The organism is Mycobacterium sp. Root135, from assembly GCF_001426545.1.
Lineage (GTDB): Bacteria > Actinomycetota > Actinomycetes > Mycobacteriales > Mycobacteriaceae > Mycobacterium.
This window is the reverse complement of record NZ_LMEZ01000006.1, coordinates 555,073-574,983: the sequence shown is the minus strand read 5'-3', so window position 1 is coordinate 574,983 and position 19,911 is coordinate 555,073. Positions and strand designations below refer to the sequence as shown.

The 19,911-nt window shown below is 66.4% G+C and carries 17 protein-coding genes and 2 tRNA genes; 10 read left to right on the top strand and 9 right to left on the bottom strand.

The annotated features are described in order from the left end of the window. Positions 1 to 7 precede the first annotated feature (7 nt). Positions 8 to 670: a zinc ABC transporter ATP-binding protein AztA gene (gene aztA / locus ASD37_RS19435; RefSeq protein WP_056554854.1), complete on the top strand. Its 663-nt coding sequence runs from the start codon at positions 8 to 10 to the stop codon at positions 668 to 670. A gap of 365 nt (positions 671 to 1,035) precedes the next feature. On the opposite strand, the gene ASD37_RS19430 is transcribed toward aztA, so the two are convergent. Both ASD37_RS19430 and ASD37_RS19425 read right to left on the bottom strand, forming a co-directional pair. Beyond that, on the bottom strand, positions 1,036 to 1,494 hold the full coding sequence (locus ASD37_RS19430; RefSeq protein WP_056554852.1) for a nitroreductase/quinone reductase family protein: 459 nt from the start codon (positions 1,492 to 1,494) through the stop codon (positions 1,036 to 1,038). Between the two features lie 80 nt (positions 1,495 to 1,574). Further along, positions 1,575 to 2,180, bottom strand: a complete 606-nt coding sequence (locus ASD37_RS19425; protein ID WP_056554849.1) for a TetR/AcrR family transcriptional regulator — start codon at positions 2,178 to 2,180, stop codon at positions 1,575 to 1,577. Between the two features lie 100 nt (positions 2,181 to 2,280). Between ASD37_RS19425 and ASD37_RS19420 the strand changes: the two genes are divergently transcribed. Genes ASD37_RS19420 through ASD37_RS19410 form a run of 3 tightly spaced genes read left to right on the top strand, consistent with a single transcriptional unit; the run spans position 2,281 to position 5,328 of the window. Further along, entirely contained in the window at positions 2,281 to 2,796 is a 516-nt protein-coding gene (locus tag ASD37_RS19420) for a VOC family protein (RefSeq protein ID WP_056554846.1), read from the top strand. A gap of 6 nt (positions 2,797 to 2,802) precedes the next feature. Further along, positions 2,803 to 4,449, top strand: a complete 1,647-nt coding sequence (locus ASD37_RS19415; protein ID WP_056554842.1) for an alpha-keto acid decarboxylase family protein — start codon at positions 2,803 to 2,805, stop codon at positions 4,447 to 4,449. A gap of 30 nt (positions 4,450 to 4,479) precedes the next feature. After that, positions 4,480 to 5,328, top strand: a complete 849-nt coding sequence (locus ASD37_RS19410; RefSeq protein ID WP_056554841.1) for a fumarylacetoacetate hydrolase family protein — start codon at positions 4,480 to 4,482, stop codon at positions 5,326 to 5,328. Positions 5,329 to 5,597: 269 nt separating this feature from the next. On the opposite strand, the gene ASD37_RS19405 is transcribed toward ASD37_RS19410, so the two are convergent. Next, positions 5,598 to 5,671, bottom strand: a tRNA-Gly gene (locus tag ASD37_RS19405). A 98-nt stretch (positions 5,672 to 5,769) separates the two neighbouring features. Between ASD37_RS19405 and ASD37_RS19400 the strand changes: the two genes are divergently transcribed. The 5 genes from ASD37_RS19400 to clpX all read left to right on the top strand — a co-directional run bounded on the left by ASD37_RS19400 (position 5,770) and on the right by clpX (position 10,264). Beyond that, positions 5,770 to 5,843: transfer RNA gene (locus ASD37_RS19400), tRNA-Pro, on the top strand. 52 nt (positions 5,844 to 5,895) lie between these two features. After that, a complete protein-coding gene (gene tig / locus ASD37_RS19395; protein ID WP_056554837.1) occupies positions 5,896 to 7,326 on the top strand; it encodes a trigger factor in 1,431 nt (476 codons plus the stop codon). A 103-nt stretch (positions 7,327 to 7,429) separates the two neighbouring features. After that, a complete protein-coding gene (locus ASD37_RS19390; protein ID WP_162253289.1) occupies positions 7,430 to 8,032 on the top strand; it encodes an ATP-dependent Clp protease proteolytic subunit in 603 nt (200 codons plus the stop codon). Continuing rightward, the gene (locus ASD37_RS19385; RefSeq protein WP_056554832.1) at positions 8,029 to 8,679 is read left to right on the top strand and encodes an ATP-dependent Clp protease proteolytic subunit; all 651 of its coding nucleotides are present in this window, start codon (positions 8,029 to 8,031) and stop codon (positions 8,677 to 8,679) included. The genes ASD37_RS19390 and ASD37_RS19385 overlap by 4 nt, the downstream gene beginning before the upstream one ends. Before the next feature lie 304 nt (positions 8,680 to 8,983). Continuing rightward, a complete protein-coding gene (gene clpX, locus ASD37_RS19380) occupies positions 8,984 to 10,264 on the top strand; it encodes an ATP-dependent Clp protease ATP-binding subunit ClpX (RefSeq protein WP_056554829.1) in 1,281 nt (426 codons plus the stop codon). A gap of 66 nt (positions 10,265 to 10,330) precedes the next feature. Here the strand turns inward: clpX and cynS are convergent, their stop codons facing one another. The 6 genes from cynS to ASD37_RS19350 all read right to left on the bottom strand — a co-directional run bounded on the left by cynS (position 10,331) and on the right by ASD37_RS19350 (position 17,400). Beyond that, the gene (cynS, locus tag ASD37_RS19375) at positions 10,331 to 10,783 is read right to left on the bottom strand and encodes a cyanase (RefSeq protein WP_056554826.1); all 453 of its coding nucleotides are present in this window, start codon (positions 10,781 to 10,783) and stop codon (positions 10,331 to 10,333) included. A 13-nt stretch (positions 10,784 to 10,796) separates the two neighbouring features. Next, positions 10,797 to 12,113, bottom strand: a complete 1,317-nt coding sequence (locus ASD37_RS19370; RefSeq protein WP_056554824.1) for a glycosyltransferase — start codon at positions 12,111 to 12,113, stop codon at positions 10,797 to 10,799. A gap of 98 nt (positions 12,114 to 12,211) precedes the next feature. Then, positions 12,212 to 13,036, bottom strand: a complete 825-nt coding sequence (gene fdhD, locus ASD37_RS19365) for a formate dehydrogenase accessory sulfurtransferase FdhD (protein WP_056554821.1) — start codon at positions 13,034 to 13,036, stop codon at positions 12,212 to 12,214. Next, a complete protein-coding gene (locus tag ASD37_RS19360) occupies positions 13,029 to 15,377 on the bottom strand; it encodes an FdhF/YdeP family oxidoreductase (protein ID WP_200959929.1) in 2,349 nt (782 codons plus the stop codon). Before ASD37_RS19360 ends, fdhD begins: the two co-directional genes overlap by 8 nt. A gap of 9 nt (positions 15,378 to 15,386) precedes the next feature. Then, a complete protein-coding gene (locus ASD37_RS19355; protein ID WP_056554816.1) occupies positions 15,387 to 16,457 on the bottom strand; it encodes a YncE family protein in 1,071 nt (356 codons plus the stop codon). Positions 16,458 to 16,542: 85 nt separating this feature from the next. Then, entirely contained in the window at positions 16,543 to 17,400 is an 858-nt protein-coding gene (locus ASD37_RS19350; protein WP_056554813.1) for a DUF559 domain-containing protein, read from the bottom strand. 239 nt (positions 17,401 to 17,639) lie between these two features. On the opposite strand from ASD37_RS19350, the gene ASD37_RS19345 reads away from it, so the two are divergent. Then, positions 17,640 to 19,814, top strand: coding sequence for a glutamine synthetase III (locus tag ASD37_RS19345; protein ID WP_056554810.1), 2,175 nt, complete (start codon positions 17,640 to 17,642; stop codon positions 19,812 to 19,814). The last annotated feature ends 97 nt before the right edge of the window (positions 19,815 to 19,911 follow it).

Below are 19,911 nucleotides of genomic sequence, written 5' to 3'. Positions count from 1 at the left end.
ACCAGTAATGACATTCATTTTCAATAAGAGCGACGTGGCCGAGGGCTCGCCCAGACTGGTCGGCGTCGATTTCGGTTACCGGCGGACCGACGTGTTTCGCGACCTGACGGTGTCCTTCGAGCCCCGGGCGCTCACGGCGGTCGTGGGGTCGAACGGCTCGGGAAAGTCGACGCTTTTGAGCCTCCTCGCGGGGGTCGAGCGACCGCGCCGCGGCGCAGTCCGCCGCAGCGCCGCCGAGGTCGCCTTCGCGGTGCAGCGCAGCGAGGTTACCGACGCGTTCCCGATCACCGCCGCCGAGGCGGTCATGATGGGGCGCTGGCGTCGACTCGGGCTGTTCCGCCGCCCGGGCGCGGCCGACCGCGCCGTCGTCCAGCACTGGCTGACCGAACTCGACCTCGGCGACCTGCGGCACCGGACCCTCGGCGAGCTCTCCGGCGGACAGCGCCAGCGCGTGCTGCTGGCGCAGGCGTTCGCCCAGGAGGCGCCGCTGCTGCTGCTCGACGAGCCCACTACGGGTCTGGACGGCGACGCCGCGGACGGCGTCACGGCGCACCTGCGTCGACTCGCCGACGCGGGCACGACCGTCGTCGCCGCCACCCACGACGCCCGGGTGGTCCGCGCGGCGGATCGCTGCGTCGACCTGGACGTGGTGGCACGCGGGGTCGGATGACGGCTTGGGCTGCTACGTGTGGAGCGGCGACGGAAATCGAATCAACTCAGCTAGTTGAAGACTCTTGTCGTGCCTGTGCAAGCCAAATCGCGCCGTAGGTCGGCGGCCCCCGGGTCGGCTACGGGGCCGCTACGCATCGGCATCGCCCCGCCGTCGTACCCGCGTCGGTTCGCCCACGCGCGAGCGACCGATAGGGGACGGGCCGAGGGATCGAACGCGCTTGAGCCGAGCAATCCCGAGACCGACGCACCGGTCGCCCGACCTGTGTCTCGGCGACCGTGCACCGCACGAACTGCTCGACTTCTTCGCGGGCGCCCACGCGTGACGAACGCGACTCGAGTCACCACGCGCTGCCGTCGTCGGCGCTAGGCCTCCGGGCCGGCCCCGAGGCGCTCGCAGATCAGCAGCGGAATCTCGCGGTCGGTGTTGCGCTGGTATCCGGCGTACCCCCGGTATGCCTCGACCACCCGTGGCCACAGGTCGGCACGCTCCGCGGCGGTCGCCGTGCGGGCGTGCATGGGGAGCGTCTCGTCGTTCACGGTCACGGTCACATTGGGGTTGGCAATTGCGTTCTTGTACCAGTCGGGGTGGTCCTGATGGCCGCCCTTCGACGCCACCACGACGATGCGGGCGTCGTCGTGGACCGGACTGGTCAACAGATTTGCGTAGGGCTTGCCGGATTTGCGGCCGACGGTGTGCAACTCGACGGTCAGCATGCCCATCACGGTCCGGGGGTACCGGCCGCCAGTGAGCGTGAGGAGAACGCGATGGCCGCTCTCGAGGAGCCAAGCAGCGGCTTCGGTGACGCGATCGGGTGTATGCATTTCGGCCCCCGGGAATGTCGTTTGGCTCGATGCTAGCCGTGGCGGGGCGGTGTTTGAACAAGCTCGCCTGGGCTCTGGACTCAGCGCGACCCCGTGACTGACGCGAAGTCGCCCATGCCCTGCGAAAGTGACTCGGCGGTCGGCAGTTCGTAGAGGTGGCTCATGACGATCATGCCTGGCATCAGCGTCACGAGCAGGCTCGTCAACGCATGCGGATCGGTGCCCTCGGCCAAGGTCCCCTCACGCATCCAGCGTTGAGTCAACTCCGTGAAGAGGCTGGTGACGTCGGCGTAGAACTGGTGAACGACGTCGTGCATCTCGGGGCGCCGTAGCGCCTCGGCCCAGGTCGCCATGGCGATCTTCGTCAGGTCGTACTCGTCACCTTGCCTGCTTCGCAGGTTGTCCAGGAGGGTCGTGAGCGTCTCGGCAGGCCCTGGTGTCGACTCCTGCTCGAGCAGTGCGGCCAGCGACGAGTACGTCTGGGCCATGGTGTCCTGGGCGGCAGAGTCGATGAGCTCTTCCTTGCTGCGGAAGTATCGGTAGACCGAACTGGACGACATGCCGGTCTCGGCGATCACATCGTCCATCGACGTGACATGAAAACCCTGTCTGGAGAAGCATTTCCATGCACTGGCCAGGATGCTGGCGCGAACTTCCAAGCGTGCGGCCTCGCTGATCTTCGGCATCCCACCACCTTAAAGGCGAAACGATCGTTGCGGTACGCCCGCGATCGCGCTACCTTGGTCCAAGCGAAACGTTCGTTTCGTTTTAAGGAGGAAGCGCCCCGTGGCGAATCGGTCGTCGGCACCTAGTCTCTCCGGATTCCATCACCTCAAGATTCCGGTCGTCGACCTAGATGCCAGTCTGGCTTGGTACCAACGGGTTCTCGGCGCCGATCACTTGACGGGACTCGACCACGTCGACGGTGGCGGAACCAGGTACGCCACGATGCTTGCGGTTCCGGGGCTTTCGGTCCTGATCGAACTGCGCTGGGCACCAGCCGCTGCGCACGCGCTACGCGAGTGCGACCTGATCGTTCTCGCCCTCGACACCGACGAACAATTCGACGAGTGGATTGAGCACCTCGACGCCCACGGCGTCGAGCACTCACCGGTTCTCGCCGGAGGCGGCGGCCCGATCATCGTGATCGTCGACCCCGACGGCAAATTCATCCGGTTGATGAAGCAGCCACCCGGTGGGCTGGCCTCGCAAACGATGCCGGCCAACCCCCCAGATCCCGAGGGGCCCTGGCTCGACGCGCCCCCCATGCGCCATCCGAGGCCCACGGTCCGGGGAAGTTGAGAACCGATGCCAGAGAACGTCATTCAACACGTACTACGCCGCTTGAGGGACATCGGGATCGACGCCGTGTTCGGTGTGCCCGGTGACTTTGCCTTTCCCGCTCACGACGCGATCGTGGACACCGACGGGCTTGAATGGATTGGGTGTTGCAACGAACTGAACGCGGGGTACGCCGCCGACGGGTATGCGCGGTTGCGCGGTGCCGCGGCCCTGAGCACCACTTACGGAGTCGGTGAGCTCAGTGCCATCAACGCGATCGCGGGAAGCTACGCGGAGAATCTTCCGGTGTTCCACTTGACCGGAATGCCCGCCATGCCGGTGCAAGGCGCACGCTCCTTGGTTCACCACACGCTGGGTGATGGCGAGTTCGACCTGTTTCACCGGATGGCTCAGCCGGTCGTGTGCGGAAGCGCCATCATGACACCGCAGAACGTCGCCCAGGAGACCGAGCGATTGATCGCCGCCGCGCTCTATCACCGCAAGCCCGTCTACATGGCGTTTCCGGCCGACCTGGCTACCGCGCCGGTCCTCGGACGCGCGGAGATCCTCGACCCACCCGCAAGCGATCCAGAGAACCTGACAGCTGCCGTCGACGCCGTCATTGCCGCGTTGGAGGACGCGAACACCGCCTGCATCCTGCCCGGCATCCTTGCGGTGCGCATGCAATTGCGCGGCGCGCTAGCCGAATTCGTCGATGCCAGCGGGCTGCCGGTGGCCACCATGTTCGCCGACAAGTCCGTCATCGACGAGAGCCACCCACGGCACCTGGGCATGTACGACGGCAAGCTCGCCAACGATCAACTCGGAGCCTTCGTCGAGTCCTGCGAACGGGTGGTGCGGGTGGGTACGTCGATGACGGACTTCAACTCCGGGGCATTCACCGCCGCTCTGGATCCCAACCGCACCATCGACATTGGCCGCACCGTCACGCGGGTGGGATCGGCGATCTACACCAGCGTCGAGATGCGTGACATGCTCGCCCAACTAACCCGGCGAATCACGACCCGCAGCCCCGTGTCGACACCGACTCCCTCGACGATGGGACCCGTCGTGGGGACGGGTGACGATCCGATCACCGCCGAGGCCCTCTATCCGCGCTGGGAGCGCTTCTTCGCCCCAGGTGACGCCGTCGTGGCTGAGACTGGCACGGCGTCAATGGGTTTGGCCTTCGCCAGACTCCCAAAGGGGGCCACCTTCCACAATCAGACGCTGTGGGGGTCGATCGGTTGGGCGACACCCGCGGCGTTCGGCGCCTCGGTCGCCGGTCACCCGGGACGCGTCGTCCTCATCACCGGTGAGGGCGCGCATCAACTGACCGTGCAAGAGGTCGGCCAGTTTGGCCGTCGCGGGCTCAAACCGATCATCTTCGTGCTCAACAACGACGGCTACCTCATCGAGCGGCTTCTGTGCGCGAATCCCGACACTGCCTACAACGACGTCGCGCCGTGGGACTACACGGCTCTGCCCTCCGCCCTCGGCTGCTCGGATTGGTATACCGCCCGGGTCAGCACCTGCGGCGAACTGGACGACGCGATGGCGACGGCCAGGACTCACGACGGCGGTGCCTACGTCGAGGTGGTAACCGACCGCTACGCGGCACCACCCTTGGCCAAGAGGTTGCACGACAACCTAGCCACCCTCTACGGCAGCTGACGCCGGCGGACCCGACGACGAGGAGATGACATGAAGTTGGTTGCCTACCAGGATGACCGCGGCCGAAGCGACGTCGGCATCCAACTCGACGGCGGCATCTTGCCAACCGGCCACGTCGACCTCACCGCGCTCATCACAGCAGGATCCGACGAATTGGACCGGCTTCGGCTGGCCAGTCAGAATCCCGACCGCCTGGTCCACCCCACGCGACTGAAGGCTCCCCTTGGTGCCACTGCCTCCTTACTTCTCGCAGGTGGCAATTATCAGGACCACCTCGACGAGACCGGGCTAGCGCCCAAGGAGCCGGTGTTCTTCGCCAAACTCCGCTCGGCGGTCGTCGGGCCCGACGAAGCCATCCGGATCCCGACCCGTGACACGAACACCGACTGGGAGGCCGAGTTGTGCGTCATCATCGGCAAACCTGCCTATCGGGTGCGCGCCGAAGACGCGCACGAGTACATCTTTGGCTACACGATGATCAACGACGTCAGCGCGCGCGACGTGATGGCCCGCGAACCGTTGCAGATCACTCTGTGCAAGTGCCCGGATACCTTCGCGCCGGTGGGTCCGCACGTCGTCACGGCTGACGAGGTGCCCGACCCCAACACCAATCCGCTGGAGATCTCCACCCGAGTCAACGGGGTCTACAAGCAGCGCACCACCACCGACACCATGATCTACTCCATTCCGACGCTTCTGGAGTTCCTCACCCAGTCCGTGACGCTGCAGCCCGGTGACCTGATGAGCAGCGGTACCTGCGGCGGCACCGGAGGCGGCCGTACTCCACCGGAATTCATGCACCCCGGCGACACGGTCACAGTTGGTGTCGAGGGAGTCGGCTACCTAACCAATCCTGTCCGGGCAGGCTGGAACGAGTGACGGAAGACCAGGCCGGCGCGAGCGGCCGGAGCCGGCGTTAGTACTCCTCGCCCGTGGGTGTTGGGCCATCTACTGCGTGGGCGAGTGTCGGTCATCGTTCCCATCGGCACGGTGACGCGCATGAGAGATGTGAAAGGCCGTGCGCAACATGGGCCTCATTGGTCGCAGGGGAGTTCACCTGCAACATCCGGTAGGTGTTTCAGCGGCCGTCCCGAGGTACGACGAAGGCCGCCGAACTGTCGTTCGACGGCCTCTGCGCTGGTACGTGGTGGAGCGGGCGACGGGAATCGAACCCGCGTAGCTAGTTTGGAAGACTAGGGCTCTACCATTGAGCTACGCCCGCGTTAGCACTGCACGGGAGACTGTACCGGCGAGGACGTATTCAAATCCAATTGATGCCCGCGCAAGGCCAGCCCGTAGTATTCCGACGGCAGTGAAGCACGGGGTGTAGCGCAGCTTGGTAGCGCATCCGCTTTGGGAGCGGAAGGCCGCAGGTTCAAATCCTGTCACCCCGACCGGAACGTCGACACCCGTCGAAGAAGACACAGACATGCAAGGAGTAACGCCGTGAAGAGCACCGTCGAGAAGTTGAGCCCGACCAGGGTTCGCATCAACGTGGAGGTGCCGTTCACGGAACTGCAGCCTGACTTCGACCAGGCATTCAAGGAGCTGGCCCGGACCATCCGGATGCCAGGATTCCGCCCGGGCAAGGTTCCGGTGAAGCTGCTGGAGTCGAAGATCGACAAGCAGGCCATGCTCGACCAGGTCGTCGGCGAGGCCGTCCCGGCCCGCTACAGCGAGGCCATCGCCAGCGCCGAGGTGCAGCCCCTCGGGCAGCCCGAGATCGAGGTCACCAGCAAGGAGTACGGCGGTGACCTGACGTTCACCGCCGAGGTCGACGTCCGGCCCGAGATCACCCTGCCCGACCTGTCGGCGCTGGCCTTCACCGTCGACGCCATCGAGGTGGACGACGAAGAGGTCGACACCGAGCTGCAGAACCTGCGGGCCCGCTTCGGCACGCTCACCGGCGTTGACCGTCCCGCCCAGGACGGCGACTTCGTCTCCATCGACCTGTCGGCGACCGTCGACGGTGAGGACGTCGAGGAAGCCAAGACCGAGGGCCTGTCCCACGAAATCGGATCGGGCAACCTGATCGAGGGTCTCGACGACGCGATCAAGGGCCTCTCGGCCGGCGAGAGCAAGACCTTCACCACCAAGCTCGTCGCGGGCACGCACGCCAACGAAGATGCCGAGGTCACCGTCAAGGTCGTCACCATCAAGGAGCGCGAGCTTCCCGAGCCCGACGACGAGTTTGCCCAGCTGGCAAGCGAATTCGACACCATCGACGAGCTGAAGGCGAGCTTGGTCGACCAGGTCAAGCAGGCCAAGCGCATCGGTCAGGCCGAGCAGATCCGCGACAAGGCGCTGGAGACCCTGCTCGAGCAGGTCGAGGTCCCGCTGCCCGAGGCGATCGTTCAGGCCCAGGTCGACGACACCGTGCACAACGCGATCCACGCCCTCGACCACGACGAGGCGAAGTTCGCCGAGGCGCTCGAGGCCGAGGGCAGCACCCGCGAGGAGTTCGACGCCGACAACCGCTCCAACGCGGAGAAGGCCGTCAAGACCCAGCTGTTGATGGACGCCGTCGCCGACGAGCTCGACATCCAGGTCGGGCAGAACGACCTCACCGAGCGTCTGGTTCTCATGTCGCGGCAGTACGGCATCGAGCCGCAGCAGCTCCTGCAGGTGCTGCAGCAGAACAACCAGCTGCCCACCATGTTCGCCGACGTGCGCCGTGGCCTGACCATCGCCGCCGTCGTGCACGGCGCGTCCGTCACCGACTCCGAGGGCAACGAGGTGGACACCACCGAGTTCTTCGGGCCCGCCACCCCGCTCGGGGCCGAAGCCGCCGACGAGTCCGACGACGAGGACGAGGTTGACGAGGTCGAAGCCGACGAAGCAGCCGACGAGTCCACCGAGGCCGACGAGTCCAAGTAACCCCGAAGTGACGCTGTGAGCGAACGACCCCGGTCTGGGGAGTCCTGGCAGCGCAGCTTTGGTTAGTGTCAGTGAACGAGTACGCAAACTCGAGAAAGCAGGTATTCCAGCCGTGACTGACATGCGTTCGGGCGCGTCGGGGCTCAACCTCACCGACTCCGTCTATGAGCGGTTGCTGGCCGAGCGGATCATCTTCCTGGGCACCCAGGTCGACGACGACATCGCCAACCGGCTGTGCGCGCAGATCCTTCTGCTTGCCGCTGAGGACCCCAGCAAGGACATCAACCTCTACATCAACTCGCCCGGCGGATCGGTGACCGCGGGCATGGCGATCTACGACACGATGGTCCTCGCGCCGTGTGACGTGGCCACCTATGCCATGGGTCTGGCCGCGTCGATGGGCGAGTTCCTGCTCGCCGCCGGCACCAAGGGCAAGCGCTACGCCCTGCCGCACGCGCGGATCATGATGCACCAGCCCAGCGCTGGCATCGGTGGCAGCGCCGCCGACATCGCGATCCAGGCCGAGCAGTTCGCGTTGACGAAGAAGGAAATGAACCGGCTCAACTCCGAGTTCACCGGTCAGACTCTCGAGCGCATCGAGACCGACGCGGACCGCGACCGCTGGTTCACCGCCCCCGAGGCGTTGGAGTACGGCTTCGTCGACCACATCATCACCCACGCCAACTTCAACGGGAGTGCCTCATGACGCAGCCCCACGGCGGTGCCGTGAATCCGATTCAGGCGCGCTACATCCTTCCGTCGTTCATCGAGCACTCCAGCTTCGGCATGAAGGAGTCCAACCCGTACAACAAGCTGTTCGAGGAACGCATCATCTTCCTCGGCGTACAGGTCGACGACGCCTCGGCGAACGACATCATGGCGCAGCTTCTGGTGCTGGAGTCTCTCGACCCCGACCGCGACATCACGATGTACATCAACTCGCCCGGTGGTTCGTTCACCTCGCTGATGGCGATCTACGACACCATGCAGTACGTGCGTGCCGACATCCAGACGGTGTGCCTCGGCCAGGCGGCCTCGGCCGCGGCCGTGCTGCTCGCCGCGGGCACGCCCGGCAAGCGGATGGCGTTGCCCAACGCGCGCATCCTGATTCACCAGCCCGCCGTCGGTGGGGCGATCCAGGGTCAGGTCTCCGACTTGGAGATTCAGGCCGCCGAGATCGAGCGCATGCGCACCCTCATGGACACGACGCTGGCCATTCACACGGGCAAGGACGCCGCGGTCATCCGCAAGGACACCGACCGCGACAAGATCCTCACGGCCGCCGATGCCAAGGAGTACGGCATCATCGACACGGTTCTGGCGTACCGCAAGCTCTCCGCACAGCCAGCCTGACGCACGCCGCGGTGCGGTCCGCTCTTCCGCGGATCGCACTGCGCCGGCGCGCGTACCGTGGATTCGGAACGTCGCCTCACCGATTGGGTTGACGACACGCCAACGGCGCGAGGTGCGTTCCGGAGGACCAAGGGCTACGGCAGGGGATATGTTCTCCCTCTACACAGATGAATACCAACGGCGCTATTCGGCTTTATCGGTCGCACGGCGCCGGAACATACGGGTAGCGTCGGGAGAAACCCCGAGGTGATCTTGCACACCGAGACATACCGACGGCGATCAGGAAAGTAGGGCCGCAGGGACAATGGCGCGCATCGGAGACGGCGGCGATCTGCTGAAGTGCTCGTTCTGTGGAAAGAGCCAAAAGCAAGTCAAGAAGCTCATCGCAGGCCCAGGCGTGTACATCTGCGACGAGTGCATCGACCTCTGCAACGAGATCATCGAAGAAGAACTGGCCGACGCTGACGACGTCAAACTCGACGAGCTGCCCAAGCCCGCCGAGATCCGCGAGTTCCTCGAGGGGTACGTCATCGGCCAGGACACGGCCAAGCGCACCCTCGCGGTCGCGGTCTACAACCACTACAAGCGCATCCAGGCGCAGGAGAAGTCGCGCGACTCGCGTGCCGAGCCCGTCGAGCTGGCCAAGTCGAACATCTTGATGCTCGGCCCCACCGGCTGCGGCAAGACCTACCTGGCCCAGACGCTGGCCAAGATGCTCAACGTTCCGTTCGCCATCGCGGATGCGACGGCACTGACCGAAGCCGGTTACGTCGGCGAGGACGTCGAGAACATCCTGCTCAAGCTGATCCAGGCCGCCGACTACGACGTCAAGCGCGCCGAGACCGGCATCATCTACATCGACGAGGTCGACAAGATCGCCCGCAAGAGCGAGAACCCGTCGATCACCCGTGACGTGTCCGGTGAGGGCGTTCAGCAGGCACTGCTGAAGATCCTCGAGGGCACGCAGGCGTCGGTGCCCCCGCAGGGCGGTCGCAAGCACCCGCACCAGGAGTTCATCCAGATCGACACCACGAACGTGCTGTTCATCGTGGCGGGTGCCTTCGCGGGACTGGAGCGCATCGTCTCCGATCGCGTCGGCAAGCGTGGGCTCGGCTTCGGTGCCGAGGTGCGCAGCAAGGCCGAGATCGACACGCAGGACCACTTCGCGGAGGTCATGCCCGAGGATCTGATCAAGTTTGGTCTGATTCCGGAGTTCATCGGTCGTCTGCCGGTCGTCGCGTCGGTGACCAACCTGGACAAGGAGTCCTTGGTCACCATCCTGTCGCAGCCCAAGAACGCGTTGGTGAAGCAGTACAACCGGCTGTTCGAGATGGACGGTGTGGAGCTGGAGTTCACCCCGGACGCCCTCGACGCGATCGCCGACCAGGCGATTCATCGCGGCACTGGTGCCCGCGGTCTGCGCGCCATCATGGAAGAAGTCCTGCTGCCGGTGATGTACGACATCCCCAGCCGCGACGACGTCGCCAAGGTCGTGGTGACCAAGGAGACCGTCGAGGACAACGTCTTGCCGACCATCGTGCCGCGCAAGCCACCTCGTGCCGAGCGGCGCGAGAAGAGCGCCTAGCTTTCAGAGTGCACTGAGGGTCGTGAATCCATTGGATTCACGACCCTCAGTGCATTCTCAACGCGCCTACTCGGCGGCGTTCCATTCGTAGGACAGGAACTTCCCGTCGAGCGTCACCACCACGCGGTCTCCGCCGGGGTGCGGCTTCTTCTCGACGTTGACGCTGAAGTTGATGGCGCTCATGATGCCGTCGCCGAACTGCTCGTGGATGATTTCCTTGATCGCCCCGCCGTACACCGACAGCGCCTCGTAGAACCGGTAGACGGTCGGGTCGGTGGGCACCGCGGCCTCGAATCCGCCGCGCATCGGGACGGCTGCCAGCACGGGGAGCGCCGCGTTGTCGAGGCCCAGCAAGGCAGCCAACACGGCACCCTGCTCGGGCGGAATCGGGTGTTGGCCGAGCAGCGCGGCCGTGGTCCACACCACCGGGCGGTCGACCGCATCGGCGAGGTGCTGCCACGTCAGGCCCTTGGCGAGGCGCGCCGCGATGATCTGCTGGGTGATCTCGTCTCTGGTCATGTCTCTCAGGGGATCACAAATGCGACGGGTGCGCAGGGGTGCTGAGTCGGCGCTCGGCGACGACCTCGTCGACCAGGTCGGCGACCGCCGCGACTCCGTTTCGACGGGCGTGGGCGCACTGCAGGTTTCGTGCCGCGTTCCGATACTTGTCGTCACCGACGACCTGGCGCACCGCGCGCTTGACCATGGTGGGGGTGGGCACCCCGGTGCCCAAGTTGACCCCGACGCCGAACCAGTCGACGCGTGCCGCGACCTCCGGCTTGTCCTCGGTGTCGCCCGCCACGATCAGGGGCACGCCGGCCGTCAGGGCACGCTGCACGGCCCCGTACCCGCCGTTGGTCACCATGACGTCGACCGACGGAAGCAGGATGTCGTGCGGGATGAACTCCGCTGCAAACGTGTTCGGCGGCAATGGATGTCGGAGCTCGCTGACCGGTCGCCCGCCCGTGGTCACCACGACGGTGACGTCCTCGTCGGCGAGCGCTTCGATGGTGGGCTCGATCAGTCTGCTCAGATCGGTGTTGTCCACGGTGCCCTGCGTGACGTGGACGATCGGACGTTCAGTGGCCAACTCCCGCCACCAGGGCGGTGCGACGAAGCCGTCGGTCGGCAGCGGGTTGACCGCGCCGACGAAGCGGACGTGCTCGGGCAGGTCGCTGCGGTGATATTCGAATTCGGGGATCGTGGGGACGATCATGCGGTCGGCGAGAACGGCCGAATCAAGCACGAACACCGGCAATTTGGGGTGCCCGAGTGCCTTGAGCATGGTGTCGGCGGCCTGGTGGGACCGGCGCAGGAGGTACTTCTGCGCCACCATGTTGAGTACGCGGTGGCGTAGCCGCCCCGTCGCTCCGATGTGGGGCTGAATTCCGGTGCCGCCCGGGGCGGTGTCCCGGCTGGTGAGGAACAGCGGCGTCGTCGTGTAGCTCAGCACCGGTGGCCGCGCGGCGGGGTCGCCGAGCAACATCGGCAGGACGCCGAGGAAGAAGGCGTCGGCCAGGATGACGTCGTATCGTGTGGCGGCCATCAGTTCGTCCAGCGCCGCGGCCTGAAGTGGCATGGGTCGGACGAAGATGTGCTCGACGTCGAAGTTGAGCCGGTCCACGCCCGATGTCTCGGCGCGCCCGGGCAGGTCGTCGAGCGAACCGCCCTGGTCGGCGCCGAAGGGCAGCGCGCGAGCCGTCGCCCCCGTCGCGCGTACCTGGTGCGCGAATCGTCCCGAAGTGAGGACGGTGACGGTGTGTCCCCGTCGCACCAGCCCACGGGCCACGTTGAGCAGTGGGGACACGTGTCCGATGTGCGGGCATGCTGCGATCAGAATCTCGGCCATGGTTGGCTCCCTCGTCCAGTAGTGCGTGCATCGACGAGTGCGATGTTTCGCGACGAGGGACGATCGAGCTTGAAGGTTGGCTGGAGATCGGGTGGAGATCAGTGCTTGACGCGGTCCTGGCGGGTGTAGACGTTCATCGAGCTGCCGCGCAGGAACGCGACAAGGGTCAGGCCGGCCTGGGCGGCCAGGTCGACGGCGAGCGACGACGGGGCCGAGACCGCGGCCAGGATGGGAATGCCTGCCATCACGGCCTTTTGGGTCAGCTCGAACGACGCGCGCCCGCTGACCAGTAGGACCGTGCCCGTCAACGGGATTCGGTCGTTCTCGACCGCCCACCCGATGACCTTGTCGACGGCGTTGTGCCTGCCGACGTCCTCGCGGACGACGAGCATGGTGCCGTCGGCGTCGAACAGTGCGGCACCGTGCAACCCGCCGGTGGTGGCGAAGATGCGCTGCGCACTGCGGAGCTGAGTGGGCATGGCGGACAACGTCTCCGACGCGACGACGGTGGGATCGTCACCGGGGGAGTGGCGGCTGATGAGCCGGATGGCGTCGATCGAGCCCTTGCCGCAGACCCCGCACGACGACGTGGTGTAGAAGTTCCGGGTCACGTCGACGCTGGGCGCCGGAACGTCGGCTCCCAGCGTCACGTCGAGCACGTTGTAGGTGTTCATCCCGTCGTCGCCGGTGCCACTGCAGTACTGCACCGCGAGGATGTCGGCGCGCGCGCCGATGACGCCCTCGGTCAGTAGGAACCCCTGTGTCAGTTCGACGTCGGATCCGGGCGTGCGCATCGTCACGCTGAGCGCGGTGCCGTTGACGCGGATCTCCATGGGCTCTTCGACGGCGAGCGTCTCGGGCCTGGCGGTCGCGCCGTCGGCGGTGAGGTGGCTGGCCCGACGACGGGCGGTGACCCTACCCATTAGTGCGGGCCTCCAGTCGGATCAGCACGGCCTTGGACACCGGCGTGTTCGATCGGGCCGCCACGTGATCCAGCGCGACCAGCGAGTTGGTCTCCGGATAGTAGGCCGCCGCGTTGCCGACCGGCGTGGAGTACGGCACGATCAGGAAGTCCTCGGCGCGACGTTCCTCGAGATTGCCTGCGGCAGTGGTGTATTCGGACACCAAGTCGACGCGGTCGCCGTCGGTGAACCCGAGCGAGACGACGTCGGCCGGGTTGACGAAGATCACCCGACGGCCACCCTTGACGCCCCGATAGCGATCGTCGAGACCGTAGATGGTGGTGTTGTACTGGTCGTGGCTGCGGAGGGTCTGCAGGATCAGCCGACCTTCCGGCACGGGTATCCACTCCAGCGGGTTGACCGCGAAGTTGGCCTTGCCCGTCGTGGTGGGGAACTCGCGGGAGTCGCGCGGCGGGTTGGGCAGCTGAAAGCCGTCGGCCTGCCGGACCTTGCGGTTGTAGTCCGCGCAGCCGGGCACCACCGCCGCGATGGCGTCGCGGACCCGGTCGTAGTCGGCCCGGAAGGCCTCCCACGGCACGGGATGGTCGGGGCCGAGCACGGCGCGCGCCAGCTCGCTGACGATCGCGACTTCGCTGCGTACGTGCTCGCCGGGCGGTTGCAGGCTGCCGCGGGACAAGTGCACCATGGACATCGAGTCCTCAACGGAGACTTGCTGTTTGACGCCTTGCTGCAAGTCCTTGTCGGTGCGACCCAGCGACGGCAAAATTAGTGCCGTGTGCCCGACTGTCAGGTGGCTTCGGTTCAGCTTCGTCGACACCTGCACGGTGAGCGAGCAACTGCGCAGCGCGGCCTCGGTCACCGCGGTGTCCGGCGTCGCCATCGCGAAGTTGCCGCCCATGCCCATGAACACCGAGGCGTGACCGTCCCGCATGGCCCGGATGGCGTCGACGGTGTCCATGCCGTGCTTGCGCGGGCTGACGATGCCGAACTCGGAATCCAGTGCCTCCAGGAAGGTTTCGGGCATCTTCTCCCAGATGCCCATGGTGCGGTCGCCCTGGACGTTGGAATGGCCGCGCACCGGGCACACCCCCGCGCCCGGCTTGCCGATCATGCCGCGTAGCAGAAGCAGGTTGGTCAGCTCGGAGATCATCGGGACGGCGTGCTGATGTTGGGTCAGGCCCATGGCCCAGCAGGCGATCGTCTTGTCGGAGTCGATCAACATCTTCGCGAGCCGATCCAGCTGGCTGCGGTCGATGCCCGTCGCCTCCAGCACCGTGTCGAGGTCGACGGCTCTGGTCTGCGCCTCGTAGGCGTCGAAGTTGGCGCAGTGCTCGGCGATGAACTCGCGGTCGACAATCTGGGCGCTTTGACCCGCTTTGTCCTGGGCCTCCAGCAGCAGCCGGCCCAGCCCGGCGAACAGCGCCATGTCGCCACCGAGCCGGATCTGGACGAACTCGTCGGCGATGCCGATGCCGTGGCCGATCACCCCGTGCACCTTCTGCGGGTCCTTGAAGCGCATCAGACCGGCCTCGGGCAGCGGGTTGATCGCAATGATCTTCGCGCCCTTCTCCTTTGCCTTCTCCAACACCGACAGCATGCGCGGATGGTTCGTGCCGGGGTTCTGCCCGGCGATGATGATGACGTCGGCCTCTTCGAGGTCCTCGACGGTTACCGATCCCTTGCCGATGCCGATCGAATCGGTCAGCGACGTCCCGGACGACTCGTGGCACATGTTCGAACAGTCCGGCAGGTTGTTGGTGCCGAAGCTGCGGACCAGCAGTTGGTAGAGGAACGCGGCCTCGTTGCTGGTGCGCCCCGAGGTGTAGAAGACCGCCTCGTCGGGGCTGGCAAGTGCGTTGAGGTGCTGGGCGATCACGTGGTAGGCGTGGTCCCAGCTGATGGGGCGGTAGTGGTCGTCCCCGGCTCGCAGGATGACCGGGTGGGTGAGCCTGCCCTGCTGGCTCAGCCAGTATTCGGGACGCTCCTCCAGGTCGGCGATGGAATGCCGGGCGAAGAAGTCGGGGGTGACCACGCGTTTGGTCGCCTCTTCGGCGACGGCCTTGGCGCCGTTCTCGCAGAACTCGGCGAACTTGCGGCCGCCGTGTTCCTCGGGCCAGGCGCAGCCCGGGCAGTCGAATCCCTTGCGCTGATTCAGCCGAACGAGCGCCGCGGCCGTGCGCAGCGGACCCATGGACGTCACGCCGCGGTGCAGCGAGACCATCACCGCCTTCATCCCGGCTGCCTCGTGCTCCGCACCGGTGGTGGCAACCGAGTGTTCGTCGTAGTTCACCGCGATGTCGCGGCTTACGTCACGACCCGTCATCCGACGCCGAATACCCATGTTTCCAATCTAGGCCGGTGGATTCATGATCTGTACCAGGCCGCCGGAAACGCCTGCGACGAACAACCGTCCGGTGGTGGTGTCGACTCCGAGCGTGTACGGATTCTGGACCGTCGCGAGCCGCGCGACCTCGCGGGGAGTGTCGGTTGCCACGTCGTAGCCGACGACCTCGTTGGTGGCCGACGACGCGACCCACAACCGGTCGCGCGTCGCGTCGTAGGCGATGCCGTAGGGCGCCCCGGCCTGCGGCACGCTGGCCACCTCCTTCGGCTCGGTGCTGAAGACGCGGACCGCGTTGCCGCGAGTGTCGGCCGCGACGTATCGACCGTGCTTGTCCGCGACCAGGTGGGTCGGGCCGTCACCGGCCGGGGTGGAGCCCACGATCGTCAACTTGTCGGCGTCGTAGACGGTGAGGTCGTTCTTGCGGACGTCGAGCATCCCCATCAGGTTGCCGACCGGTGCCATGCCTGCGGGCTGCACGCTGTCGGTGAACACCTTCACGATGTCGTCGCCGCGGATGACGGTCGTCGTCCCGCCGTGCTCGTTGGCGACGAACACGCTGCCGTTTGGCGCCTCGGATGCGTCGTGAGGAACCGTGCCGGTGATGATTTGCGGTTCGGCGGTGCCGCCCGGCAGGTCGACGCGCACCAGGGCGTTGGCGCTCTCGACGGGCACCAGCACGGGTCCGCCGGGCTTGGCCAGTTGCAGGTGTCGCACGGCGCCGGGCAGCGGGACCCGCTTCGTGATCGCGCCGGTGTCGGCGTTCATCAGCACCAACTCGTACGGATTGCGCTTTGCGACGGCGACCGTCCGGGTGACCGCGTCGACGACGACGCCCTCCGGCGAGTCGCCGACGGGGACGACGCGACCGGGTGGGGTGGTGGCCGGTACGGGTGCCCGACCGGGTTCCGCGGGCGGCGGCAGGGCGTCGGCGGGTGGCCGGGTGCCCTCGGTCGGCACCCCCGTCGGCAGCAGGCCGGTGGTGGTGGGCGTGGTGGGCATGGCCGTCGGCGCGGGCGGAGTGCCGCCGCAGCCGGCAAGCAACGCGACTGCCGAGGCCAATGCCAGGAGCTTCTTCATGCCGATGGCCTACCCGCCGACGCCGAGTGTGAGCCTTTTGGCGGCCAGCGGTAAGAATTTCGCCACCAGACCTACGGTCGGCGGGTCAGATCGGGCAGCCGGCGGCCCGCAGCTTGGCGATCACGCGTCGGATGACTACGTCGGGACGGGCGAGCATCTCGGCGCTGACGCGAATCACCGTCCAACCAGATTCCTCCAGCAGGGCGATGCGCTCGATGTCCCACGATCGTTGTCGGGCGTCGTGCCAGTGCTGCACGCCGTCGTATTCGACCGCGACCTTCCATTCCCGCCAGCCCATGTCCACCCGGAGGCGGACGCGTCCCCGGCCGTCTCTGAACTCGATCTGAGTCTCCGGGCGCGGCAGTCCCGCGTTGACCAGGATCAGACGCAACCGGGTCTCCCGAGGCGACTCGGCGCCGCCGTCGACGAGGCCCAAATGTGAGGTCAGCAGTCGCACGCCTCGGGCGCCCGGCCGGGCGGCGGCCACTGCCAGGACGTCGCTCGGTGTCGTTGCCGTGGCCCGGAGCAGCGCGTCGAGCATGGGAATGGCGAGCGGGGCAGGACGCGTGCGGCCGATGTCGAACGCCGTGCGAGCCGGCGTCGTCACCCGCATGCCTCGGACGTGCGTCGTCTCGTCGGCACGCAGGTCGTAGTCGTGCACGACGATCGCCACCTGGTGGTTGCGGTCCGAGCGAATCACCTCGGCGGGACTGACAGCGTCGAGCCATTTGGTGCCGTGCAGTGCCGCCGCCGACACTCCCGCGAGCGTGACGCGGTCGCCTAGGGACAGCCAGGCAGCGCGTGCTCTCGTCGCCGCGGTGAGTTCGACGTCAGCCGGGAGATAAACGTCTCGGTATATCCGGCGAAAGCCCGTACGCAGCTGATGTCGGGTGAGGTGGCCGCTGGCCATGGCCGTGCTGCCGAGGAACGGTTCGTCGTACATGGGGCGAGCGAAGTGCAGGATGCCGACGGGACCGGGCCCTCGACCCACGCCGACCGTCGGCCCTGTGGATGAATCACGGTCTGTGCACCGCCATGCGGCCCACGCTCGGCGCCGCGACATTTGCTAACTCCGCCTTCTGTCGGTGACGCCTGCGTAACAATCCCGGAACAAGGCGTTCTTACTGTGAGCCGGTCAGTCCGCGAACCAGTTGCGGACGTGCGCGGGGAAGAGGAACTCCATTGAGCGGAAACGCAGTCCGTCTGCAGGCGATCAACAACGTCGAGGCCTACGTGCCTCCTGCGATCAGCTTCGACCCCACTGAGGCTCCTGGCGAAATCTGGGGCGCCAACGTCTTCACGCTGGCCGAGATGCGGTTGCGCCTGCCGAAGTCGGTGTACAAGTCCGTCGTGGCGACCATCGAGAAGGGCGCGAAGCTCGATCCGGCCATCGCCGACTCCGTCGCCTCGGTCATGAAGGACTGGGCGCTGTCCAAGGGCGCCACCCACTACGCGCACGTCTTCTACCCGATGACCGGGCTGACCGCCGAGAAGCACGACAGCTTCCTCGAGCCCGTCGGCGACGGTCAGACCCTCGCCGAGTTCGCAGGCAAGACTCTCATCCAGGGTGAGCCCGACGCCTCCAGCTTCCCCTCGGGCGGCCTGCGCAGCACCTTCGAAGCGCGCGGCTACACCGGGTGGGACGTCACCAGCCCGGCCTACATCCTGGAGAACGCCAACGGCAACACGTTGTGCATCCCGACGGTCTTCGTCTCGATGACCGGTGAGGCCCTGGACTTCAAGACGCCGCTGCTGCGCAGCCAGCAGGCCATGGGTACCCAGGCCGAGCGCATCCTGAAGCTGTTCGGCCACGAGAACTTCGACCACATCGTGTCGTTCTGTGGTCCGGAGCAGGAGTACTTCCTCGTCGACCGGCACTTCTTCCTCGCCCGCCCCGACCTGATCAACGCGGGCCGCACCCTGTTCGGCGCGAAGCCGCCCAAGGGGCAGGAATTCGACGACCACTACTTCGGCGCCATCCCCGACCGGGTGCTGGGCTTCATGATGGACACCGAGCGTGAGCTGTTCAAGCTCGGCATCCCGGCCAAGACCCGCCACAACGAGGTCGCGCCAGGACAATTCGAGATCGCGCCGATGTTCGAGCGGGCCAACATCGCCGCCGACCATCAGCAGCTGTTGATGACGACGTTCAAGTCCATCGCCAAGAAGCACGGCATGGAATGTCTGTTCCACGAGAAGCCGTTCGCCGGTGTCAACGGGTCGGGCAAGCACGTCAACTTCTCGCTGGGCAACTCGCAGTTCGGCAGCCTCCTGGTGCCGGGTGACACGCCGCACGAGAACGCGCAGTTCCTGGTGTTCTGCGCCGCGGTCATCCGCGCGGTGCACAAGTTCGCCGGCCTGCTGCGGGTGTCGGTGGCCTCGGCCACCAACGACCACCGCCTCGGCGCCAACGAGGCCCCGCCGGCGATCATCTCGATCTTCCTCGGCGACCAGCTCGCCGACGTCTTCGACCAGATCGCCAAGGGTGCGGCGACGTCGTCGAAGGGCAAGGGCTCCATGATCATCGGCGTCGACACGCTGCCGGTGCTGCCAACCGATCCGGGCGACCGCAACCGCACCAGCCCGTTTGCGTTCACGGGCAACAGGTTCGAGTTCCGCGCGCCGGGCTCGGGTCAGACCATCAACGTCCCGATGATCATCCTCAACACGATCATGGCCGACTCGCTGGACTACATGGCGACGTGGCTGGAGAAGGCCGTCGGCGACGGCGAGGACTTCGACATGGCCGTGCAGAAGCTGCTCACCGAGATCATCACCGAGCACGGCGCGGTGGTCTTCAACGGCGACGGTTACTCCGACAACTGGCAGACCGAGGCCGCGGCCCGCGGACTGCCCAACCTCAAGACGACGCTGGACGCCATCCCGGAGCTGGGCACGCCGGAGGCGATCGAGGTCTTCGAGAAGTACGGCGTCTTCAACGCGCGTGAGCTACACAGCCGCGAAGAGGTCCGCTACGAGACCTACGCGCTGACGGTGAACGTCGAGGCGAAGCTGACGTTGGAGATCGGCTCGACGGTGATTCTGCCTGCGGCAGTGCGCTATCAGACTGAGCTGGCGTCCAACGTGGCGACGCTCAAGGCGGCGGGCATCGAGCCCGACACCACACTGTTGCAGATGGTCTCGACGCCGATCTCGGAGCTCACGGGTGCGTTGACGGCGCTCAAGACGGCGATGGATGCCCACGGTGGCGACACCGCCGCCGAGGAGGCCGCACATGCGCAAAGCCTGCTCGCGTTGATGGACGCGGTCCGCGCGGCCGCCGACACGCTGGAAGGCCTCGTGGCGGACGATCTTTGGCCGCTTCCGACCTACCAGGAGATGTTGTACATCCTCTGATCGATCCTGACGAGCACCTTCTGCGGAAGGTGCCCCGTTTCGCATTCTCCACCGGATCTCATTCATTCGAATGATGTGCCCGGTCTGCGCCGGTGCT

Bases quoted from the DNA above. Each gene is read 5' to 3' on its own strand.
- aztA (WP_056554854.1), top strand. From the start codon at position 8: ATGACATTCATTTTCAATAAGAGCGACGTGGCCGAGGGCTCGCCCAGA.
- ASD37_RS19430 (WP_056554852.1), bottom strand. From the start codon at position 1,494: ATGCATACACCCGATCGCGTCACCGAAGCCGCTGCTTGGCTCCTCGAG.
- ASD37_RS19425 (WP_056554849.1), bottom strand. From the start codon at position 2,180: ATGCCGAAGATCAGCGAGGCCGCACGCTTGGAAGTTCGCGCCAGCATC.
- ASD37_RS19415 (WP_056554842.1), top strand. From the start codon at position 2,803: ATGCCAGAGAACGTCATTCAACACGTACTACGCCGCTTGAGGGACATC.
- ASD37_RS19410 (WP_056554841.1), top strand. From the start codon at position 4,480: ATGAAGTTGGTTGCCTACCAGGATGACCGCGGCCGAAGCGACGTCGGC.
- ASD37_RS19385 (WP_056554832.1), top strand. From the start codon at position 8,029: ATGACGCAGCCCCACGGCGGTGCCGTGAATCCGATTCAGGCGCGCTAC.
- clpX (WP_056554829.1), top strand. From the start codon at position 8,984: ATGGCGCGCATCGGAGACGGCGGCGATCTGCTGAAGTGCTCGTTCTGT.
- cynS (WP_056554826.1), bottom strand. From the start codon at position 10,783: ATGACCAGAGACGAGATCACCCAGCAGATCATCGCGGCGCGCCTCGCC.
- ASD37_RS19370 (WP_056554824.1), bottom strand. From the start codon at position 12,113: ATGGCCGAGATTCTGATCGCAGCATGCCCGCACATCGGACACGTGTCC.
- fdhD (WP_056554821.1), bottom strand. From the start codon at position 13,036: ATGGGTAGGGTCACCGCCCGTCGTCGGGCCAGCCACCTCACCGCCGAC.
- ASD37_RS19360 (WP_200959929.1), bottom strand. From the start codon at position 15,377: ATGGGTATTCGGCGTCGGATGACGGGTCGTGACGTAAGCCGCGACATC.
- ASD37_RS19355 (WP_056554816.1), bottom strand. From the start codon at position 16,457: ATGAAGAAGCTCCTGGCATTGGCCTCGGCAGTCGCGTTGCTTGCCGGC.
- ASD37_RS19350 (WP_056554813.1), bottom strand. From the start codon at position 17,400: ATGTACGACGAACCGTTCCTCGGCAGCACGGCCATGGCCAGCGGCCAC.